This window comes from Ignavibacteriota bacterium (genome assembly GCA_016212665.1).
Lineage (GTDB): Bacteria > Bacteroidota > Ignavibacteria > UBA10030 > SZUA-254 > FW602-bin19.
In genome coordinates, this window is sequence record JACREZ010000040.1 from 143,455 (window position 1) to 163,552 (window position 20,098).

At 43.2% G+C, this 20,098-nt stretch carries 18 protein-coding genes; 8 read left to right on the forward strand and 10 right to left on the reverse strand.

Annotated elements, in window-relative coordinates; genetic code table 11:
• Nucleotides 1-185: 185 nt before the first annotated feature.
• From HY960_14710 to HY960_14725, 4 genes are all read left to right on the forward strand, one after another.
• Nucleotides 186-2,195: a hypothetical protein gene (locus tag HY960_14710; protein MBI5217003.1), complete on the forward strand. Its 2,010-nt coding sequence runs from the start codon at nt 186-188 to the stop codon at nt 2,193-2,195.
• A gap of 11 nt (nt 2,196-2,206) precedes the next feature.
• Nucleotides 2,207-3,625 (forward strand): BamA/TamA family outer membrane protein, encoded by a 1,419-nt coding sequence (locus HY960_14715; GenBank protein MBI5217004.1) that lies wholly within the window; start codon nt 2,207-2,209, stop codon nt 3,623-3,625.
• 180 nt (nt 3,626-3,805) lie between these two features.
• On the forward strand, nt 3,806-5,731 hold the full coding sequence (locus HY960_14720; protein MBI5217005.1) for a PAS domain S-box protein: 1,926 nt from the start codon (nt 3,806-3,808) through the stop codon (nt 5,729-5,731).
• 14 nt (nt 5,732-5,745) lie between these two features.
• Nucleotides 5,746-6,504 carry a response regulator transcription factor gene (locus HY960_14725; GenBank protein ID MBI5217006.1) on the forward strand — a complete coding sequence of 253 codons (759 nt, stop codon included), beginning with the start codon at nt 5,746-5,748 and terminating at the stop codon, nt 6,502-6,504.
• On the opposite strand, the gene gyrA is transcribed toward HY960_14725, so the two are convergent.
• From gyrA to dnaA, 10 genes are all read right to left on the reverse strand, one after another.
• A complete protein-coding gene (gyrA, locus tag HY960_14730) occupies nt 6,415-8,922 on the reverse strand; it encodes a DNA gyrase subunit A (protein MBI5217007.1) in 2,508 nt (835 codons plus the stop codon). The two genes, HY960_14725 and gyrA, sit on opposite strands and share 90 nt — an antisense overlap.
• A 99-nt stretch (nt 8,923-9,021) precedes the next feature.
• Nucleotides 9,022-9,240, reverse strand: coding sequence for a type II toxin-antitoxin system HicA family toxin (locus tag HY960_14735; protein ID MBI5217008.1), 219 nt, complete (start codon nt 9,238-9,240; stop codon nt 9,022-9,024).
• The gene (locus HY960_14740) at nt 9,233-9,520 is read right to left on the reverse strand and encodes a type II toxin-antitoxin system HicB family antitoxin (protein MBI5217009.1); all 288 of its coding nucleotides are present in this window, start codon (nt 9,518-9,520) and stop codon (nt 9,233-9,235) included. The genes HY960_14735 and HY960_14740 overlap by 8 nt, the downstream gene beginning before the upstream one ends.
• Nucleotides 9,521-9,597: 77 nt before the next feature.
• Nucleotides 9,598-10,164: a nucleotidyltransferase gene (locus tag HY960_14745; protein MBI5217010.1), complete on the reverse strand. Its 567-nt coding sequence runs from the start codon at nt 10,162-10,164 to the stop codon at nt 9,598-9,600.
• Nucleotides 10,151-10,351 carry a hypothetical protein gene (locus HY960_14750; GenBank protein MBI5217011.1) on the reverse strand — a complete coding sequence of 67 codons (201 nt, stop codon included), beginning with the start codon at nt 10,349-10,351 and terminating at the stop codon, nt 10,151-10,153. The genes HY960_14745 and HY960_14750 overlap by 14 nt, the downstream gene beginning before the upstream one ends.
• 52 nt (nt 10,352-10,403) lie before the next feature.
• The gene (gene gyrB / locus HY960_14755) at nt 10,404-12,431 is read right to left on the reverse strand and encodes a DNA topoisomerase (ATP-hydrolyzing) subunit B (protein MBI5217012.1); all 2,028 of its coding nucleotides are present in this window, start codon (nt 12,429-12,431) and stop codon (nt 10,404-10,406) included.
• Between the two features lie 15 nt (nt 12,432-12,446).
• Complete coding sequence (locus tag HY960_14760) at nt 12,447-12,737, reverse strand: DUF721 domain-containing protein (protein MBI5217013.1); 291 nt, start codon at nt 12,735-12,737, stop codon at nt 12,447-12,449.
• Entirely contained in the window at nt 12,734-13,876 is a 1,143-nt protein-coding gene (gene recF / locus HY960_14765) for a DNA replication and repair protein RecF (protein ID MBI5217014.1), read from the reverse strand. The genes HY960_14760 and recF overlap by 4 nt, the downstream gene beginning before the upstream one ends.
• 13 nt (nt 13,877-13,889) lie before the next feature.
• Nucleotides 13,890-15,005 (reverse strand): DNA polymerase III subunit beta, encoded by a 1,116-nt coding sequence (dnaN, locus tag HY960_14770; GenBank protein ID MBI5217015.1) that lies wholly within the window; start codon nt 15,003-15,005, stop codon nt 13,890-13,892.
• Between the two features lie 378 nt (nt 15,006-15,383).
• Complete coding sequence (gene dnaA, locus HY960_14775) at nt 15,384-16,832, reverse strand: chromosomal replication initiator protein DnaA (GenBank protein MBI5217016.1); 1,449 nt, start codon at nt 16,830-16,832, stop codon at nt 15,384-15,386.
• Between the two features lie 488 nt (nt 16,833-17,320).
• On the opposite strand from dnaA, the gene rpmH reads away from it, so the two are divergent.
• From rpmH to yidC, 4 genes are read left to right on the forward strand one after another with little or no spacing between them, the layout of a single operon-like run.
• Nucleotides 17,321-17,467: a 50S ribosomal protein L34 gene (rpmH, locus tag HY960_14780; GenBank protein ID MBI5217017.1), complete on the forward strand. Its 147-nt coding sequence runs from the start codon at nt 17,321-17,323 to the stop codon at nt 17,465-17,467.
• 45 nt (nt 17,468-17,512) lie between these two features.
• Nucleotides 17,513-17,896, forward strand: coding sequence for a ribonuclease P protein component (locus tag HY960_14785; GenBank protein MBI5217018.1), 384 nt, complete (start codon nt 17,513-17,515; stop codon nt 17,894-17,896).
• Nucleotides 17,897-17,903: 7 nt separating this feature from the next.
• Nucleotides 17,904-18,104, forward strand: a complete 201-nt coding sequence (gene yidD, locus HY960_14790) for a membrane protein insertion efficiency factor YidD (protein ID MBI5217019.1) — start codon at nt 17,904-17,906, stop codon at nt 18,102-18,104.
• A gap of 22 nt (nt 18,105-18,126) precedes the next feature.
• Nucleotides 18,127-19,914: a membrane protein insertase YidC gene (gene yidC / locus HY960_14795; GenBank protein MBI5217020.1), complete on the forward strand. Its 1,788-nt coding sequence runs from the start codon at nt 18,127-18,129 to the stop codon at nt 19,912-19,914.
• Nucleotides 19,915-20,098: the final 184 nt, after the last annotated feature.

Genomic DNA, 20,098 nt, shown 5'->3' on the forward strand with positions numbered 1-20,098 from the left:
CAGTTTGCCAAAGCCCTTTCTGCTTTGAATATATTTTGTTGAACAGTATTATTCCCGTGAATATCGTTTTTCATGCCGAGACTAAACAGTCTCCCTATGATAAAAGTTGCCGGGGATGTTCAGATTCAATAGATTTTCAAAAATGCAGAATCCGAATCTTCCTCGAACAAAATGTCCGTCCCATAATGAGCTTGTTGCCAGATGGTCATCGCGAGCGAAGCGACGAAGTCCCAACGGGATGGCGCAAGGCGCTCACAATCTCGCTATCGAAAGTAAAACGGAATGCGGGATTGTTCGCTCTATTAATAAAGCATTTGCCGGGTTTTGAAACTTCAATACCCCGAAACCGTACCATGAAAAGGGAATTTTCTATAAAAACTATGAAACAAAACCATAAACATCATCCGGGAATTGCACGCGTAACCGTTACGTTGCTCTCGTTGCTCATTTCACTCCAGGCATTCGCCGGCGAGCGGCTGTTAATTCAGCTTAGAGATTTTTCACAGGTCGAAGTGAAAGCCGCTGGATTCACCCTCCCCCATCCTGCAACCATTCATATTGATGCCTTGGGTGGTGGAAAAAAAAGCGGAGACTTTTTTGACCGCGTCAATTTGTTCGCGTATGGTTGGATACTCAACTCGGAAACCCGTGAACGTGTCTGGGTAATGAATTATGAGAATACTGAAAATCAAAACAAAGACCGTCTGTTTGATGGCAGCGTTCAATTACCCGCCGGAAGTTATGAGGTTTATTTTGCCGCGTATGGTTTTCAGGAAAAATCCGGATTGGGAAACATCGAGTTAAATATTGACCGTCGGGAAAAAATGGATTCCAAAGAGATGAAAAAAGAATGGGGGCCGTTCTCGTGGTTTTACAATTTTTTCACTGACGATTTTTACAAAGATTGGGAGAAGCGCGTGAAGAATTGGGGTATTGATATTTATCTTTCCGACCCGACCATTGATGAAACGACGTTCAACGCGCCAAAAGAATTTTCCAACATTCTGTATAAATCTCATAAAGTCGGAGAGAATGATTATGTGAAACAGGGATTTTCTCTGGGCAAGCCGACGACGATTCGCGTGTACGCGCTCGGCGAAGGAGTGAACGACGATGAGTTGGTTGATTACGGATGGATTGTCAGCACGAAGACTCACAAGCGCGTCTGGGAAATGAGCGAAGAGAACGTCACACATGCAGGCGGCGCAAAGAAAAATAAGAAGTGCGACGAAACAATTTCTCTCGATGCCGGGGACTATGTTTTGATGTACGTTACCGATGGCTCACATTCGTATCTCGACTGGAACTCTGCGCCACCGAACGACCCGTTCCATTACGGAGTCACCCTGATGGCAACCAATGCAACAGATAAATCAAACTTCAAGTTGAGTGAGGCGGCTGATTTCAAAAATATTATCGTTGAGTTATCGCGCATCGGAAATGATGAAACACGTAACTCATCGTTCAATCTCAAAGAAGAAACCTCAATACGTATTTATGCACTCGGCGAACGCTCGCTCTCCGATCGTTCCATGGCTGATTATGCCTGGATTATCAACGCGAAAACCCGCGAGAAAGTCTGGGTAATGGAAGCCGACCGAACCGAACACGCTGGCGGCAGTTCAAAGAACAGAATGATTGATGAAACGATTTCGTTGCCCAATGGAACTTACACTGTCTATTACAAAACCGATGACTCGCATGCATACAATGAGTGGAATGCTTCGGCGCCGGTTGACCAAAAACATTGGGGAATCACAATCATGGGAGAAGGAGAAAAATTTAATCCCGCGTCTGTGGAAAAAGATGTTTCCCCAAAACGAAACAGTGCGCTTGCACAAATCATTCAGGTACGGGACGGCGAAGATAATAGTGAGCGCTTCAAACTTGAACAGGAGACACGCGTTCGTGTCTACGCACTCGGCGAAGGACAAAACCGCGAGATGTTTGATTATGGTTGGATTGAAAACGCGCACACGGGCGAAGTTGTTTGGGAAATGACGTACTCGATGACGTTTCATGCCGGCGGAGCGCGCAAAAACAGAATGGTGAACACAACCATTATTCTCAGAAAGGGCGAATACCTCCTTCGCTATGTTTCAGACGATTCACATTCTTACAACGACTGGAACATGGATGCGCCGGACGACCCGACAATGTGGGGAATAACTTTATATAGAGAGAATGAACAATAAGGATGAAATAAATGAAAACATGGTTTACACTTTTAGGAATTATCATCTGCACACTCGTTCTTGTAGGAATTTCTGTTGGTCAGGAAAACGATCGGTCTGACTCGTTTGATTCAATGATTGATTCGGTTGTGCAAGATGCGTTCACACGATTCGATGAAAAATATGATACGTACATCTTCAGTGATGAACCTCGCGAATACAGAGACGAAGATGACGACCTCGAAGATTGGTCGAACGACGAACGGTTCTTGAGAAGGAAACGAATTGCCGAAAGCAGGCTCTACGCCGGGGCGAACGACTCTCGCCTGAATCAGGCGGCGTTTGTTTCATATCCATGGGAACTCAATAATGAAAACTTTTTTGTCAGGTATAACCGCGTTGAAGCCCTGTTCCTTGGAATGAATTTCCCGAATCGTTATTCGTGGGACGAGCGTTCCATATCATTATTTGGTTCTGTCGGCTACGGATTTGCCTCACATCGCTGGCGTTACAACGGAGGAATTTCTCAACAATTCGGCATGGGACGCACGCTGATTGAAGTCGGAGCCGAAGGACACAGTCTCACCGATTCGAAAGACCAATGGATTATTGACGAAGGGGAAAACTCATTAACTTCATTTTTTATGAGAGATGATTACCGGGATTACTACGGGCGGGAAGGCGCTTCTGCATGGTTCGGTCTGTTCGGCAAATGGAAAAGTTCCGACATGCAATTCCGCGTTGCGTACCTAAGCGACCAATATCAATCTCTCGACTGGAACACGAACTGGTCACTCTTTGGCGGAGATAAATCATTCAGAGATAATCCTCAAGTACTTGAAGGAAGAATGAAAAGCGCGCTTGCTTCGTTCGAGATGCATCGGGAACAACAACGCACATATTTTACTTCCGGATGGAAAGTCGCGATGAGCGCGGAAGTCGCAGGCAAATCATTCGGCGGCGATTTTGAATTCAACCGTTACGTGTTTGATTTTATTCGCTACCAGCCATTGAGCAAATACGAAAATCTCAACTTCCGATTGCGTGCCGCTTCTGCGACTGGCAATGTTCCTCCGCAAAAATGGTTCGAACTCGGCGGCATCAGCACATTGCCCGCGTACGGTTACAAAGAGTTTCAAGGAAACCGCATCGCACTGTTCAATGCCGAGTATATGTTGAACGGAAAAATATTTGATGCGGTGGACGTGTTCCCGTCGTGGCTATTACGCAACTGTAATTTGATTTTATTTTATGATGCGGGCTATGCGAATACAGTCGCAAGTGATGAAAAATCCGATAAAGGATTCGAAACTCTCCGGTTCGATAATTTGAAATCCGACTGGGGATTCGGTGTCGGTTCAAGAGATGCAAAAATCCGTCTCGGCTTTGCATGGCGTACGGATATTGCCGAACCCGTTCATGTATTTTTGAGGCTGAACAGACCATTTTAATCAAGAAACGGCAATTGGTGAATTTCCACCCAACTCCAACTTCCTGAAACAAGAATGGATGTCTGATAAAGGCATCCATTCTTTATTTCACGGCAGGCAAAAAATTGATTTTTGAAATTTAATGCCTTATACTTAGGCGACTTACACTGAGCATAACTTCTCTACATCATTATCGAACAAATGTTTTCGCGAACATATCTCCTTGCACTTGGAATTATCCTGACGCTCATCGTTGGTATCGCGTCGCATTTTGCCGGTCCGAACATTTCTCTCAAACTTTTTTATTTACTTCCCATTGCCTTTGTCACATGGTACGGGGGGAGAACTCCCGGTTTGCTTATCGTTGCCCTTTGTCTTCTCGTCTGGCAAGTGAATCTTCAACTCTGGGAAGCGAATTCACTCGGCATGATTTTGTGGAGTTCCGTTGAACGAGCAGCCATTTTTTCCGGCGTTGTGTTTATGCTTGATTATATCCGCCAACACTTCCACTCACAATTACATCACGCAGAAGAACGTTATACGAAAATAGTTGAAAGCGCGATCGAGGGAATCATCGCTGTTGACGGAACAAACATCATCAAGTATGTCAACGCGCCCGCGGCAACTTTGCTTGGTTTTGCTCCGCATGAAATTCTTGGAAAGAATATTTCGACGTTTGTTCGCGATGAAACTTCCCGTTCTCAGTTGATGCAGCGACTTCATCAGCCTTTGAACGAACGACAGCCGTTTGAAATTCAAATATATGCTTCAAGCGCGGTTCCCCGGTGGGTTCTTGTCGATGCAACCCCGTCGGTGAATAATCAAACCGGAACAACTGAATACGTCCTCCTGCTTATTGACATTACCGACAGAAAAAAAACGGAAGAAGAATTACAACGACGCTACGAACAAATTTCCGCGATGCAACGTCTCTCGTTTGGACTTGCACAATCGCTTCAACTCGACCAACGATTACAAAACGCACTCTCGGTCGTCCTGGAAGTTACACGATTCGACGCGGGAATTATTTATCTCGTTGACGAAGCGCGTAAAGATTTAATCGTACAATTTTCTCACGGACTCTCTCCCGGGTTTCTTGAACAAGTCCGCCGCTGGGAAATAGGAAAAGGAAACACGGGCTTGGCGGCAAAAACCGGCTTGCCTATTTTTATAGATGATGCGAACCATGATTTAATGTTTGACCCGAAACTCCGCGCTATGGAAAACATCCGTGGATTTGCAACACTTCCCCTTGTTTCGAAAGGGCGTTTGCTTGGGGTTTTAAGCATAATTCATCGTCAACCGTTTCCGTTTTCAGATGAACTGAAACTGATGTTGCAAACATTTGGCAAGCAAATCGGTGTTGCCTTAGAGAACGCGACCCTGTATGAATCTGCCCGTGAACGCGAGCAGGAACTACGCGAGATGTCTCACGCAATGGTACGCTTACAAGAGGAAGAACGCAAGCGTTTCGCACGGGAAATCCACGACGGGTTGAGCCAGGTGTTAACAATGTTGAAGATTAATACCGAACTGACGATAAAAAGTTTTGACGCAGAACAGGAAAAAGCAATGACCTATTTACAGGAGGTCCTAACACTTGCCAATGAAGCCGAGGCAGAAGCGAAACATCTTGCAAACGACCTTCGTCCGACCATTCTCGATGATTTCGGATTGAAAGCGGCAATCAAACTTCACTCGGCGAATTTTGAACGGCGGACGGGCATTGCCATTGACCTCCATCTTCCCTTTTATGAAGCACGGTTCGATTCGATGATTGAGACGAGTCTTTTCCGCATCGTTCAGGAATTACTCGCGAATGTTGCCAAACACGCGAACGCGACAAAAGTGACAATTCAGTTTCTTATCCGTGATGGTGTGCTTGCACTTATTGTTGCAGATAACGGAAAAGGATTTGTCCGGCGCGAACACGTGCAGGATGCCGACGGGGTTCACCATGGTTTACGAAACATGCGAGAGCGCGTGGAATTCTTCGGAGGAACATTTCGCGTCGAATCCGCTCCTCACCATGGAACAGAAATCATGATTGAAATTCCTCTACGGAATAACACTGTCATCCCCGAGCTACTCTCACCGAATACATCGCCACACAAAGCAATTCATTAACAAAATTACCCGGAATGAAATCCTCAAAAATAAAAGTCCTAATTGTAGATGACCACCATGTTGTGCGCGCGGGAATCGTCGCGCTGTTGAATAATCAAACCGACATTCATGTCGTAGGCGAGGCAGAGGATGGATTGGATGCAATAGAAAAAGTTCGAACGCTTTCTCCCAATATTGTTTTAATGGATATTAGTATGCCGAACATGAACGGCATCGAGGCGACGTATCGTATTAAAAAGCATCACGCGGGAGTCAATGTTCTAATCCTCACACAGTATGACAATGAAGAATACATCAAGCGGGTGTTACAGTGCGGGGCAAGCGGATATATTCTTAAAAATTCTTTAACCGGAGATTTGCTGAAGGCGATACGCACGGTTCACTCAGGAGAACAGTTTTTTACTCCGGCGATTTCAAAAATAATTATTGATTCGTTCGTCAAACAATCAAATACCCACGATTACAAAGTAAAAGAAGTTGAACTGACGCCGCGTGAGCGTGAAATCCTCCAGATGATAGCGGAAGGAAACACCAACCAGCAAATTGCCGATAAACTTTTTATCAGCGTTCGCACGGTCGAGTTTCACCGAGCTAACATTATAGAGAAGCTCGGTGTACACGATGTCGCGGGGTTGGTTAAATATGCAATTCAGAAGGGATTGGTGCGGGTAGAATATTCAACATTATTTCTTCCCGCGTTTCTTCTCTTCAAACAATGTCTGCTGTTCACCTTCGCCCGCGATTTCTTTCGCGCCGTTTTCTTCTTCCTCTGATGGAACGGCGGCAACCGCGGAAACATTATCTTTCTCATCAAGACGGATGAGGCGAACGCCCTGCGTGTTCCGTCCGGCAACGCGAATTGTCTTCGCTGGTTGGCGGATGATAATGCCCTGCGATGTTACGACAACGATGTCATCATTGTCTAACACTTCCCTGATGGCAACCATGTTCCCTGTTTTCTCGGTTATCTTTAATGTGTACACGCCTTTGCCTCCGCGATGACTAACGCGGTAATCGGCAAGGTCACTCCGTTTTCCGAAACCATCTTCCGAGACGACAAGAATTGTTGTCGTTTGTCTTCGCGCCGCTACTGCGCCGACGACTTTATCTTTCTTCTCTAACCTGATGGCTCGAACGCCGCTCGCTGTTCGTCCCATCGGTCTCGCTTCTGATTCATGGAAACGAATTGCAACTCCCTTGTTCGTTCCGATAACGATGTCGGATTTTCCATCGGTGAGTTTTACATCAATCAGTTGGTCTCCCTTTTGTAATTTGATTGCGGCAATACCGTTTTTACGCGGGTTGCTGTATTCCGAAAGCGCCGTCTTTTTAATCAAACCCTGTTCGGTGAACATAGCAACATAGTGGTCGTCATCAAACTGTGCGACGGAAACAAACGCGGTGATTTTTTCATCCGATTGTTTGTGAACAAGGTTGACGATGGATTTCCCGCGCGCCATTCGTCCCGCTTCGGGAATCTCGAACACCTTCAACCAATAACACCGACCTTTATCTGTGAAGAATAAAATATAATTGTGCGTCGAGGCGATAAACATTTGTTCAATAAAATCATCTTCCTTCGTAGTCGCGCCTGTAACTCCTTTTCCGCCACGGGCTTGCCGCCTGTAGTTGGAAACAGGGAAACGTTTAATGAATCCGCCGTGGCTGACCGTGATAACGACATCTTCCTGCGCAATCATATCTTCAATGCTGAACTCTTCCGCTTTGTAGATGATTTCCGTCCGGCGTTCATCCCCATATTTCTTTTTGATTTCCTGCAATTCTTCTTTGATGATTTGCATCTGTAATTTTTTGCTTGCAAGAATTGCTTTCAACTTCTCGATGAGTTTAATCGTCTCTTTGTACTCTTCTTCAATCTTTTTCCGTTCAAGACCGGTAAGCCGTTGCAAGCGCATGTCAAGAATCGCTTTCGCCTGTATCTCGGAAAGTTTGAATCGCTTCATCAACTGTTCCTGCGCCGTCGGAACATCTTTCGATTTTTTGATGACACGGATGACTTCATCAATATTATCGAGCGCGATAATATATCCTTCGAGTAAATGAGCGCGTTTCTCCGCCTCATCCAAATCGTACTTCGCGCGGCGAACGACAACTTCATTTCTGTGCTTGATGAAGTGGTCAATAATCTGTCGGAGTGTCAGCGTTTGCGGGCGTCCGTCAACCAACGCAAGCATGATAACGCCGAATGTTGTCTGAAGTTGCGTGTGTTTGTAAAGATTGTTCAGCACAACTTCCGCATCGGCATCGCGTTTCAAATCAATCACGACACGCAATCCGTCTCTGTCGGATTCATCATTCACGCCGGAGATGTCTTCTAATTTCTTTTCCCGGACGAGTTCTGCAATCTTCTCAATCAACGATGCTTTGTTGACCTGATACGGAACTTCGGTGACGATAATTCTCTGCCGGTCTCCTTTTCCTGTTTCGATGTTCGCTTTCGCACGAACAATAATTTTCCCGCGCCCTGTTTTATACGCATCCTTCACTCCGTCGTAACCATAGATAATTCCGCCGGTCGGGAAATCGGGCGCTTTGATAATCTTCATCAACTTTTCTTCGGGAAGCGCGGGGTTATCAATCACCGCGATGCAACCATCAATCACTTCGGTAAGATTGTGTGGAGGAATGTTTGTCGTCATGCCGACTGCAATTCCTGAACTTCCGTTGACGAGAAGATTCGGAATCTGCGCGGGCATAACGGTCGGTTCTTTCAGCGTGTCGTCAAAGTTCGGGGCGAAATCCACCGTGTTTTTGTCTAAGTCACGAAGCATTTCTTCTGCGATACGGGAAAGCCGCGCCTCTGTGTAACGCATTGCCGCGGGCGCGTCTCCATCCATCGAGCCGAAGTTTCCTTGTCCATCCACAAGCGGATAGCGGAGAGAAAAATCCTGCGCCATACGAACCATCGTATCATACACCGCCGAATCTCCGTGCGGGTGATATTTACCAAGCACTTCTCCGACGATACGCGCGCTTTTTTTATACGCCCGATTGCTCGCAAGTCCGAGGTCACTCATTCCGAACAGCACGCGGCGATGAACGGGTTTTAATCCGTCACGCACATCGGGTAATGCTCTTGACACGATTACGCTCATCGCGTAATCAATGTACGAGCCCTTCATTTCGTCTTCAATATCTACGGGGACTATTTTTTCGCTTAATGTTGCCATTCTCTTAGTTCTTCGTTCTTGGTTGTCGGTTGACTGTTGTTCTTTTGTTGTTTATTCTTAGCAGTTTAAATTGTAAATCATTTTTTTCTTTTCGACGATCTATCTATTTAACCATTCATCTACATCAATCTCTGCTTGCCGCAACAATTCCTTGATGAAAATACTATCTATTTGTTTTCCGTGCGGGTTGGGAATTGTCAACCGAAATTTTTCACGCTTCATATATTCATGTTTTCCACCGGGAAATGGACCCTGGAACCCGAGATTCTTCAGTTTTTTCACTAACTCAGACCGTGAGCAAGGTGGAATTTTAGGCATGAACAAAATTTTTTCTTGATTTGCTTAATCTGTTCACGGCGGTAATCAAACTTCGTCCGTTAACAGCGGGAATCGGATCCCCATCCTTCAATGCAGAAGTTACCCATAATTCTATTGCATCAATAAGATTTGCCCGGGCATCTTCAAAATTATCTGCTTGCGTCATGCAACCCGGCAAATCCGGGGCGATGCCTATAATACATTTTTCATTCACTCCTTCTTTGTAACGCGCGTTCTTGAGGACTTCTTTGACAAATTCTGCAAACGATACTTTCTTCATATTTCATTCCATTAGAAACTATTCGATAATCTAATTATTAAACATCTTGATGACATACAAACCTCGCGTATTCTTAATTACAAACCTTGTACTTCTTCTTCAATTTCATCATACTCTTTCACCAAGTTTCTTTCTGAATTCATTGAAAATTCCTTCAACCATTTTTTTACGTACGTTGTGTCAAGATTTCGGTTTGTATTAATAATACCTTTTATGTCTTGAATATCGAGCGGTCTTCCGGCAAACAGTTTATGTATAATCGTATCTTCAGCGGTCGCAAATCGTACGTTTGTATTCCCGAGTCGGACCGTCACCGTTCGTTGAATCGCTTCTCTCTCGTACGGCATAAATGAGAAGATAAAATCAACAACAACGTTCGTCTCTTTTTCTTCCACGCTGAATAAAGCATTTCGTATCACAAACTCCTTTGTTACGCCCTTCCTCGGTTCAAGCGAAAGTTCTTGAGCTATTTTATATACTCGTTCTGCTTCGTTTGTGTCAATTCCAAGCGTAATATCTATATCTTTCGTAAAGCGCGGTTCGCCGTGAACAATGACCGCTTGACCACCAATTACCATATACGGAATGTTTTCTCGATCAAGCAAAGGCACGATTCTCGAGAGGAGTTTTTCAAATACCGACATTCAATTTCCTTGCTATGGCAATCAAATGGCTCAAATCATCTTCTCCGTTATTCGTCTTCAATTTGCCGAGCGATTTTACTTCTTCATACATCGAATCAAGAAGAGCATATTTTTGTTCGATAGTCAAAGGATGCTCGCGCTCTTGCCTTCTTCTCATTCGCTCTACTTCTTCCGGATTTCTTATCATGCTTTATCTTTAATCTCAACTACTCAAATACTATATACTCACATACATATAATCACACATCAAGATTCCGTACATACTTCGCATTCTTCTCTATGAATGCACGGCGCGGTTCAACTTCATCTCCCATCAATATGGAAAATGTTCGGTCGGCATCCGCGGCGTTTTCAATCGCTACCTGTAACACGGTTCGTGTTTCGGGGTTCATCGTTGTTGACCACAGTTGTTCGGGATTCATTTCACCCAACCCTTTGAAACGGGAGATAGCCATCCCGCTCGAGTTAACAATAACTTCTTCTCCTTCCACAACTTCAACCGTTGCTTCTTCTTTCTCTGTGTCTTTTTTCTTTTCTCCCTTTAATCGTTTGATGATTTCATCCCGCTCTTCATCATCGAACGCGTAATGTTCCTGTTTTCCTTTTTTGACTTTGTACAACGGCGGCTGTGCGATATACACATGCCCGAGGTCAATCAGTTCTCTCATGTGGCGGAAGAAGAGTGTCAACAAGAGTGTGCGAATGTGTGAACCGTCCACGTCGGCATCGCACATGATGATGATTTTCCCGTAGCGCAATTTTGCTGAACTGAAATCTTCGCCCACGCCTGTTCCGATTGCCTGAAAGATACAACGGATTTCTTCGTTCTCAAGAATTTTATGCATCCGCGATTTTTCCACGTTCAGAATTTTTCCTTTAATGGGAAGGATTGCTTGAAATCTTCTGTCGCGTCCTTGCTTAGCCGAGCCGCCTGCGGAATCTCCTTCTACAATGTAAAGTTCGCAGTGTTCCGGGTCTTCAATGGAACAATCGGCAAGTTTGCCGGGAAGCGTTGAAGATTCGAGCGCGTTTTTCCTGCGCGCAAGTTCGCGTGCCTTGCGGGCGGCTTCCCGCGCTTCTGCCGCGCGTAAACACTTTTCAATAATCCGTTTCGCATCGGGCGGATTTTCATCGAGCCACGTTGCAAGATGTTCGCCTACAACTCCTTCAACAATTCCCTTCACTTCGCTGTTACCGAGTTTTGTTTTTGTTTGTCCTTCAAACTGCGGCTCCGGAACTTTCACGCTGATTACCGCCGTCAATCCTTCGCGGAAATCATCGCCGGTAAGTTGAACGCTGTTTTCTTTTACAAGATTATTTTTCGATGCAAAACTATTCAGTGTGCGGGTAAGCGTTGTGCGGAACCCGATAAGGTGCGTTCCGCCTTCATGCGTATTGATGTTGTTGACATAGGTGAAAATATTTTCGTTGTATTGGTCGTTGTATTGAAACGCGACTTCAACTTCGACCACCCGTCCGTTTTCATCCTTGTCCTGTCCTTTTGCATAGAACGATTTTTTCAACAACGAGGGACGGGTTGAATCAATATATTTTACAAACTCAATCAATCCCCCTTTGAAATGAAATTCTTCTTCCTGTTCCTGTCCTTTACGCAAATCTTTGATGGTGAGAACAACGTCGGGATTGAGGAACGCGAGTTCGCGCAGCCGTTCAGCAAGTGTTTCAAATTTATATGTTCGGTTTTTAAAAATCGTACCGTCGGGAAGGAAGGTAACCTTTGTTCCTGTTTTCCTTCCTTCTGCTTTGCCGATAACTTTCACCGGTTCGACAGGATTTCCCTGTTTGAATTTCTGAAACCACAATTTTCCTTCACGCGAAACTTCCACTTCAAGCCACTCGGAAAGAGCGTTCACCACCGAAACACCGACGCCGTGCAAACCGCCGGAAACTTTGTACGTGCTTTTATCGAACTTCCCGCCTGCATGCAGAACCGTCATAACGACTTCAAGCGCCGAACGTTTTTCTTCAGCGTGTATTCCCGTCGGGATTCCGCGCCCGTCATCAACGACCGTTATTGAACCGTCTTTATTGATACTCACATTAATATTGTGAGCATAGCCGGCAAGCGCTTCGTCAATCGAGTTATCCACAACTTCATACACAAGATGATGAAGCCCGCGTGTGGATACATCACCAATGTACATGGCGGGGCGCTGACGGACCGGCTCAAGTCCTTTAAGAACGGTAATGTCGTCCGCAGTGTATTCGCCTTCTTGTTTTTTCTTATTTTCTTTTTCTGATTTCATTTTTTGTTCGATTTCTTATCGAAAAATTATATCCTTGATTAAATCTTTTTGTACCGATTTGTTGATTTTTGTAATCAACTCTCGTTTGAGAAACACCAACTCGTTCCGCCACACCGATGAAGTGACATGAACAACTAACGTATCACCTTCAACTCGAACCGGAACGGTTACGCGTGCAATTTGTTCTCCAACGATTTCGCTCCACCGGTCGAGCGCTTCTGCTTTCTTAAGTCGTTGTCCGAGTCCAAGGTTTTGAATAACCGATTCGAGAACACCGCCAAGTTGTTTCGGCGCCGATGCTCTCATGCAACAATCGCTTTCTCTTCCGGAACAACTGAGCCGCTTTTAATAAAAAATTTCCTGTTTGTATGATTGAACTCTACAAACGGTTCAAACCATTTCACCGAGGTCGAGGTGATAAATGTTTGACTGATTGTTCCGACAAAATCCAACAGCCGTTTCGAGCGGCGTTCATCCAACTCACTGAAAATATCATCGAGTAACAGCAACGGCGTTTCGTTGCAGAGATTTTTCAAATAGAAAAACTCGCCTAACTTCAATCCAACCAAAAAGGTTTTATGCTGACCTTGCGAACCGTACTTTCGTAAGTCAAGCCCGTTGATGGTGAAAACAAACTCATCTCTGTGCGGACCTGTAAGAGTTGAACCGACACGCAATTCTTCTTTTCGATTTTGCGCCAACGAAGTTTTCAACAACACCCGGCAATCATCTTCAGACAAGAACGATTCTGCAAACGGAGAATATTCAATCTGCGGCTCTTCTTCACTCCCAATAAGTTCGTGATACGATGAATGAAGAATATGTTTGAATCCATCAACAAATAATTTTCGCCGGTGCGTGATTGTCGCACCGTGTTGGAGAAGTTGTTCATCCCACGATTCAAGCAATCCCGCTGGACTCATGTTTCCGATTCGGGCATCGAGCAAAATTTTATTTCGTTGCTTGATGACCCGGCGGTATTCCATCAACGCTTTTAAATAGACAGAACTTGCTTGAGAAATCACAAAATCGGCAAATCTGCGCCGTTCTTCGGGCCCGCCGGATGTAATCGGGTTATGTTCGGGCGAGCAAATAACGACCGGGAATTTTCCTATGACGGTAGAAAACGGTTCGACCGATTTCTTGTTGATGAAGTACGCTTTTTGAGATTGTTGTCTATCGTATGCGACGCGGACTTTGTTTTCGTTGCCCGACTCCGAAACGAACATTCCTTCCTGCTCGAAGAATTCTGTTCCGAGTCGCAGGGCAACTGCATCACTGCTTGCGTAAAAACTTTTCGTCAGACAGAGATACGAAATTGCTTCGAGGATATTTGTTTTTCCTTGTCCGTTCTCTCCTAAAAAAAGATTGGCGTTGTTACCGAATTCAAAAACCGATTCGGCGTGATTCCGAAAATTTTGTACCCGAAGTGTCGTCAGACGCATTCACGGTTCACCTTCAAGCGTTCAAACGAACGGGCATCACCAACATTAAAATATCTTCGCCTTCCTTCTGAGTTGGCGGCATAACTGTTACTGCGCGTGTTGATGTATTGAGCATAAACACCACTTCATCACTATCAATATGTGATAACACATCAACAACATATCCTGCGTTGAAACCAATTTCCATATCGTCTGCATTGTAATCGCATGTGAGCGTTTCGTTTGCTTCACTTCCGAAATCAATATCTTCAGCAGAGACGGACATGGAATTACTTTTCAGAGAGAAACGAACTTGCCGTGTTGTTGAGTTTGCAAACAATGCAGTTCTTCTCACCGAAGAAAGAAGTTGATTTTTATTGACCGAAAGTTTCTTATTGTTATCCTGAGGAATAACACTTTCGTAGTTCGGATACTTCTCCTCGATAAGCCGCGTAATCAGAATAAGACTGCCGAGTGTAAATTTGATGTGCGATTCATTAAAGAGAACGGTTCCCTCTGACTCTTCGAGACTCTTTGCAATCAATTTAAGCGCTTTCGCCGGAATGATAACGTCTGTAGATTTATGTTTTGATTTGAATGTTGTTTCTCTCATCCTTACAAGACGATGACCATCGGTAGAAACCGCACAAATTTCTTCCGGTCGCATTTGAAATAACACGCCTGTCATTGCCGGTCTGAGTTCATCACTGCTAACAGCAAATTCCGTTTTTGCAATTAATCTCCGAAGAATATCGCTCCCGATTTTCAGTTCCTTTTCTCCTTTGAAGTCAGGAAGTGACGGATAATTCTCGTTTGATTCACCCGTGAGTTTATATTCTCCATTCTCCGTTTTCATCACAATTTTAAACGTGTCGGTATCAACATCAAACTTCACTGTCGGGTCGGTAAGTGAGCGAATTGTCTCTAAAAGTCGTTTAGCCGGAATAACGAACTTACCCTTATCGTTGCCTTCAACATTCAATTTAATTGTCGTGTACATTTCAAGGTCAGTAGCGGTTATCTCTAACTCATTGCCGGAAAGTTCAAAAAGAAAATTTTCTAAAATCGGTAACGTGGACTTTGCCGGAATTACTCCACTGATGCTTCCTAAATGTTTTTGGAGGTCTGATGTAGATACGGAAAATTTCATGTAAAATAAACTCCTAAGAGAAAATTGGTGATAAAAATGCGTGAAGAAAGTACGCATTTTTTAGGTGACTTACAATATCAAAATCACTGTAACATATTGTGCTATAATATATTATAAGAGAGAGATTTCTTTAAAAATGATTGTATTAATATGTTTGTGAATATGTTGATAACTTGGAGGATATGTCATTCCCTGTTTCGTTTGTAGAAGAATGAGAGTTTTGTTTTGTGAATGGGATGTGGATGATTAGCTTAGTTATAGACACAATCCACAAACATCTGACAAGAAGAAAAAACTACCGAACTTGTCAACACACTATTGGGAAACTATCAAGAGAAATACTTCACCTGCCAACAAGTTATCCACGGTGTGCTACGTCTATAATCTGCTTTCTAATTTTGATTTAAGAGAGAGAACTAATTGACGATGCTTAGCGTCGTTTTTCATGTTATCTTCTACTGTTTGATATGCATGAATGACGGTGCTGTGGTCTCGTCCTCCGAAATGTAAACCAATTGTATTGAGCGATGAATTTGTTAATTCCTTTGAAAGATACATTGCAATTTGTCGCGGCGTAACGACTTCTTGCTTGCGAGTTTTTCCACGCAACAAATCTTCAGGAATACTGAACTGTTGACTCACAAGCCGTTGGATATCTTCAATTGTGATGTGGGTTCGGAATTCACCAATCACCGAGCGAATAACATCTTTTGCAAGGTCAATATCAATTACTCGTTTCTCTAACGATGCTCGTGCGGTAATTCCAATCAAACATCCCTCAAGTTCGCGAATGTTCGTTGTAACATTGGAGGCAACGAATTCTATTACTTCGTGTGAAATTTCAATATTTTCAGTAGAACTCTTGGTTTTAAGGATTGCAATGCGTGTCTCAAGGTCAGGCGGCTGAACATCGGTCGTTAATCCCCATTGAAAACGGGAAATCAACCTATCGTTCAATCCTTTCAGTTCTTTCGGAGAACGGTCGCACGAGAGTACAATTTGCTTTCCTTGTTGATGTAAGGCGTTGAAGATGTGAAAGAAATAATCCTGTGTTTTTTCTTTTCCCGCGAAAAATTGAATATCATCCACAATTAAGAGGTCAACATTGCCGTAGAAGTTGGAAAAATCGGCAATGTTATTTTTCTGAATCGCATCAACAAAATCTACTGTAAACTTTTCACTTGAGATGTACAATACTCTTGTCGGTTTGCCGGAACGAACAACCTGATTTCCGATTGATTGAACAAGATGTGTTTTTCCCAATCCAACACCACCGTACACCACCAACGGATTGAACGATGTTCCTCCGGGATTATTTGCAACGGCAAGAGCGGCGGCAAGAGCGAATTGATTACTCTCGCCTTTTACATAATGGTCGAATTTATATTTTGGATTCAAGCCGGATTCAAATTGTGGTTTTGGAGTAATGTGAATCTGATTAGTTGAAACCCGCGGAACTTGTGTTTCATCAAGGCGAGGAGAAGAAAAAACAGAAGGGGCGGGAGTAAGATTTTCGTTCAGTGTATCTTCGTCTTGAGAGATGATATACTGAACAGGAATTTCTTTTCCGTACGCCTGAGCGAGCGAATCGCTGATGGTTTTGTAAAAATGCTCTTCAATCCATTCAAAGAAAAACGGGCTTGGAACCTGAAGAAAAAAATTACTTTGCTCTATTTTCAGAGGAATAATAGGTTCTATCCATGTTTTGAAGTTCAAATTGCTCAACTTACTTCGGAGGATGTTAAGGCAATCCTGCCAAATCTGTTGAGCGGAGAGATCTAATACGGCAGTCTTTGTATGTTTTTCTATCTCAGAAGAGATATTCATACTAAGTTCTTGAGTTTCCATGTTTCTAATTCGTTACAGGTAAATAAGTTAACGGGAATAGTTGAATTATCCACATTGTGTTAACAACTATGTGAACAACTTTTACACAGAAGCGAACAAAACAATTCGAGTTGACAAAGGCTTCAAGAGAACTTATTTTTCTTTCAAAAATGCAATGCTGAGTAATAGCGAACTCGGAGTTATTAACAAATTACTTTAAGCATATTTACACAGAGAACGCTTTGAAAACAAATCATTTTTCAAAGAAATAAAAGTTATCCACAGGTTATCAACATAAAAAATTGGTGCTTGTGTATTCCGATTATACAAAGAAAACAAATTCATCGCAACACCTCTTTCAGGAAAAAAATCTGTTTGGTTTTGAGCAGGGAAATTCATATTTTTAGCCCGCGTTTAAACAAACGCTGAGGAACATTTCACGTGTTCCTCTTTTTTTCCCTATTGGTAATAGATATTTAAGAAAAGTCATGAAAAGAACATTTCAACCAAGCAATCGCAAGCGCAAGAATAAACACGGATTTCGCGAACGGATGAAAACAAAGAACGGCAGAAGAGTGCTTGCAAGCCGCCGAGCAAAAGGTCGTTGGAAACTTACCGTCAGCGACGAGAAGTAACCGGTTTTTACCTGTGTGCGTGCTACTCTCAAAAAATCTGAAATTTTGAGGGGCAAGAAGAATTTTGAGCACCTTGTAAGAAATAGCAAGAAGTTCGAAGGAAAGTTTCTTCGCTGCTATGTGGCAATACAATCAAGGGAGGAACATCATTCTGTTAAACAGTTCGCAGTCGCTTTTTCTGTAAACAAAAAGTTACTCGCAAAAGCGGTTGACCGGAACAGAATCCGTCGGCTAATGAGAGAATCGTATAGACTCAACAAATCACTGCTTCTCAATGTACACCACGATTTATCAAAGCAAATACAAATTTTGTTTATTTATACATTTCCCCGTAAACAGGACGCTCCGCTTCCCTCCTTTGCATTCATCCAGGATGATATAATTACGTTATTAGAAACAATTTCTGCATTCATTGATGGGCGTGTTTAATTCGTTCATGATTTTTGCAATTCGTGCTTATCAGAAATTGATTTCTCCACTCTTGCCCGCCAACACATGCAGGTTTTATCCGACGTGTTCATCGTATGCATTAGAAGCGTTTCAAAAGCATAACTTCTTCAAAGCGTTTTCGTTAGCAGTAAAAAGAATATTTCGTTGTCATCCGTTGCACCCCGGAGGATACGACCCCGTCCCATGAAAAAAGTTTTTAGAAAGTAACTATGGATAGAAATACAGTCATTGCGTTTGTTCTCATCGGTATCATTTTAATGGTGTGGATGTACATCACCGCGCCGCCGCCGAAACCACCACAACAAGTAGCTCATGATACAACTGCCGTTCAGACAAAACCCGATAGTTTGAAACAACCAGTTCAAACGGTAACGACAGACACACTTACAGCGCAAGATACCCTCGGCAATTATTTTGCACCACTCGTTTCAGGAGAGAGGAAAACACTTTTTGTTGAAACGGAATTATACAAAGCGAAGATTTCAAACAAAGGAGGAAGTCTGAAGTCGTGGGAACTCAGCAAGTTCAAAACGTGGGATAAACTTCCAGTTAACCTGATTGATGAAACAAAAGGAGGGGACTTTCATCTTCTTTTCTCAACGAGTGAGGGCAAGGTGGTCAACACGAAAAGCCTTTACTTTACAACGACTTACACGAACTTTCAGAACATTAAACTGACAGGTTCAGACTCACTAAACATTGATTATGCTTTGAATATCAATGATAAAAGTCGGATTGTAAAAACTCTGACGTTCTATGGAAACAAGTATGATGTGAGCGTAGCATACCGATTCGAAAACATGGAGACAATAATTTCCGATTTCGAATATCAGGTTACATGGGAAACCGGGATGAAGTATGCTGAACATAACAGTGTAGATGAATCAGGATTTGCAAACGCATCAATCTTTGCAGGTGGTGAACTTACGGAAATAGATGCCGCAAACGTAAACGAAGAGGTAAAGCAAAATGTAACCGGACAGGTCGCATGGGTTGGAACACGGAACAAATATTTCGCCATAGCAATGATACCGAACGGTGCAGAAAGCGAGGGAGCGTTCATCGAAGGGAATCGTAAAGCAATGCCTGACCTAGGAGCGAAAGAAGATTACAGTGTTGGATTGCGTATGAAATTCCTCGGAAAAGAAGTTGAGACTTCACGCCTCACATTGTTTTTAGGTCCGCTCGATTTCGATATCATCAAAAGTTATAATGTAGAACTTGACCAAATGATGAGTTTGGGAATGGCGTTTCTCATTCGACCAATTTCCGAGTGGTTTATCATTCCTCTTTTTCAATTTCTTAATTGGTTCATTCCCAATTATGGTTTTGTGTTGATTGTATTTTCAATCATCATAAAAATACTTTTGCATCCGTTGAGTAAGAGTAGTTTGCAATCAATGAGCAAAATGCAAAAACTACAACCGATGATTACAGAGTTACGGGAAAAGCATAAAGACGACCCACAGAAAATGAACGTACAGATTATGCGGCTGTATTCAGAGTACGGTGTAAATCCGGCGGGCGGCTGTCTTCCGATGCTGTTGCAAATGCCGATTTTATATGCACTTTGGTCTGTGTTTCGCTCAACAATCGAACTACGCCAGGCAGAATTTATTTGGTGGATAAAAGACCTTTCAATTCCTGATGTCATAGCAAAACTGCCATTTGCAATTCCGATTTTTGGTATAACAGAAGTAAGCGGTTTGGCAATTCTTATGGGAATTACAATGTTCATCCAACAAAAAATGACTGTTCAAGACCCGCGACAAAAAATGATGGTTTGGATGATGCCGGTGTTAATGACATTATTATTCAATTCATTTCCTTCCGGGTTGAATCTTTACTACTTCATGTTTAACCTTCTTTCAATCGCTCAACAAGAATGGATAAAACGAAAACATGGAGATGAACCGCTGAAGAAGATTGACCCGTCAAAAAAATCAAAAGGAATAATTGCACGACTTGCAAAGAATCTTCCTGAGATGAAAAAGTAACAGCAAGATTTTTCTATAACCCCGTCCTGAAAATTTTCGGGACGTGTAGTAACTCCTTAGAAATGTCAGTATGTAGAGCACTTTAGAAATGTCAGTAGATAATACAAGTTTAAGTTCAGAGAATCAAGTTCAAGTACCGTGTGGGGTAACGGAGCGAGTCCGTAGGACGAGCGGAGTTACCCCA

What these genes read in the sequence shown, in the direction of transcription:
- HY960_14710 (MBI5217003.1), top strand. Translation starts at nt 186, where the DNA reads ATGAGCTTGTTGCCAGATGGTCATCGCGAGCGAAGCGACGAAGTCCCA.
- HY960_14725 (MBI5217006.1), top strand. Translation starts at nt 5,746, where the DNA reads ATGAAATCCTCAAAAATAAAAGTCCTAATTGTAGATGACCACCATGTT.
- rpmH (MBI5217017.1), top strand. Translation starts at nt 17,321, where the DNA reads ATGAAAAGAACATTTCAACCAAGCAATCGCAAGCGCAAGAATAAACAC.
- HY960_14745 (MBI5217010.1), bottom strand. Translation starts at nt 10,164, where the DNA reads ATGTCGGTATTTGAAAAACTCCTCTCGAGAATCGTGCCTTTGCTTGAT.
- yidC (MBI5217020.1), top strand. Translation starts at nt 18,127, where the DNA reads ATGGATAGAAATACAGTCATTGCGTTTGTTCTCATCGGTATCATTTTA.
- HY960_14720 (MBI5217005.1), top strand. Translation starts at nt 3,806, where the DNA reads ATGTTTTCGCGAACATATCTCCTTGCACTTGGAATTATCCTGACGCTC.
- dnaN (MBI5217015.1), bottom strand. Translation starts at nt 15,005, where the DNA reads ATGAAATTTTCCGTATCTACATCAGACCTCCAAAAACATTTAGGAAGC.
- yidD (MBI5217019.1), top strand. Translation starts at nt 17,904, where the DNA reads ATGATTTTTGCAATTCGTGCTTATCAGAAATTGATTTCTCCACTCTTG.
- dnaA (MBI5217016.1), bottom strand. Translation starts at nt 16,832, where the DNA reads ATGAATATCTCTTCTGAGATAGAAAAACATACAAAGACTGCCGTATTA.
- HY960_14760 (MBI5217013.1), bottom strand. Translation starts at nt 12,737, where the DNA reads ATGAGAGCATCGGCGCCGAAACAACTTGGCGGTGTTCTCGAATCGGTT.
- recF (MBI5217014.1), bottom strand. Translation starts at nt 13,876, where the DNA reads ATGCGTCTGACGACACTTCGGGTACAAAATTTTCGGAATCACGCCGAA.
- gyrA (MBI5217007.1), bottom strand. Translation starts at nt 8,922, where the DNA reads ATGGCAACATTAAGCGAAAAAATAGTCCCCGTAGATATTGAAGACGAA.
- HY960_14735 (MBI5217008.1), bottom strand. Translation starts at nt 9,240, where the DNA reads ATGCCTAAAATTCCACCTTGCTCACGGTCTGAGTTAGTGAAAAAACTG.
- HY960_14750 (MBI5217011.1), bottom strand. Translation starts at nt 10,351, where the DNA reads ATGATAAGAAATCCGGAAGAAGTAGAGCGAATGAGAAGAAGGCAAGAG.
- gyrB (MBI5217012.1), bottom strand. Translation starts at nt 12,431, where the DNA reads ATGAAATCAGAAAAAGAAAATAAGAAAAAACAAGAAGGCGAATACACT.
- HY960_14740 (MBI5217009.1), bottom strand. Translation starts at nt 9,520, where the DNA reads ATGAAGAAAGTATCGTTTGCAGAATTTGTCAAAGAAGTCCTCAAGAAC.
- HY960_14715 (MBI5217004.1), top strand. Translation starts at nt 2,207, where the DNA reads ATGAAAACATGGTTTACACTTTTAGGAATTATCATCTGCACACTCGTT.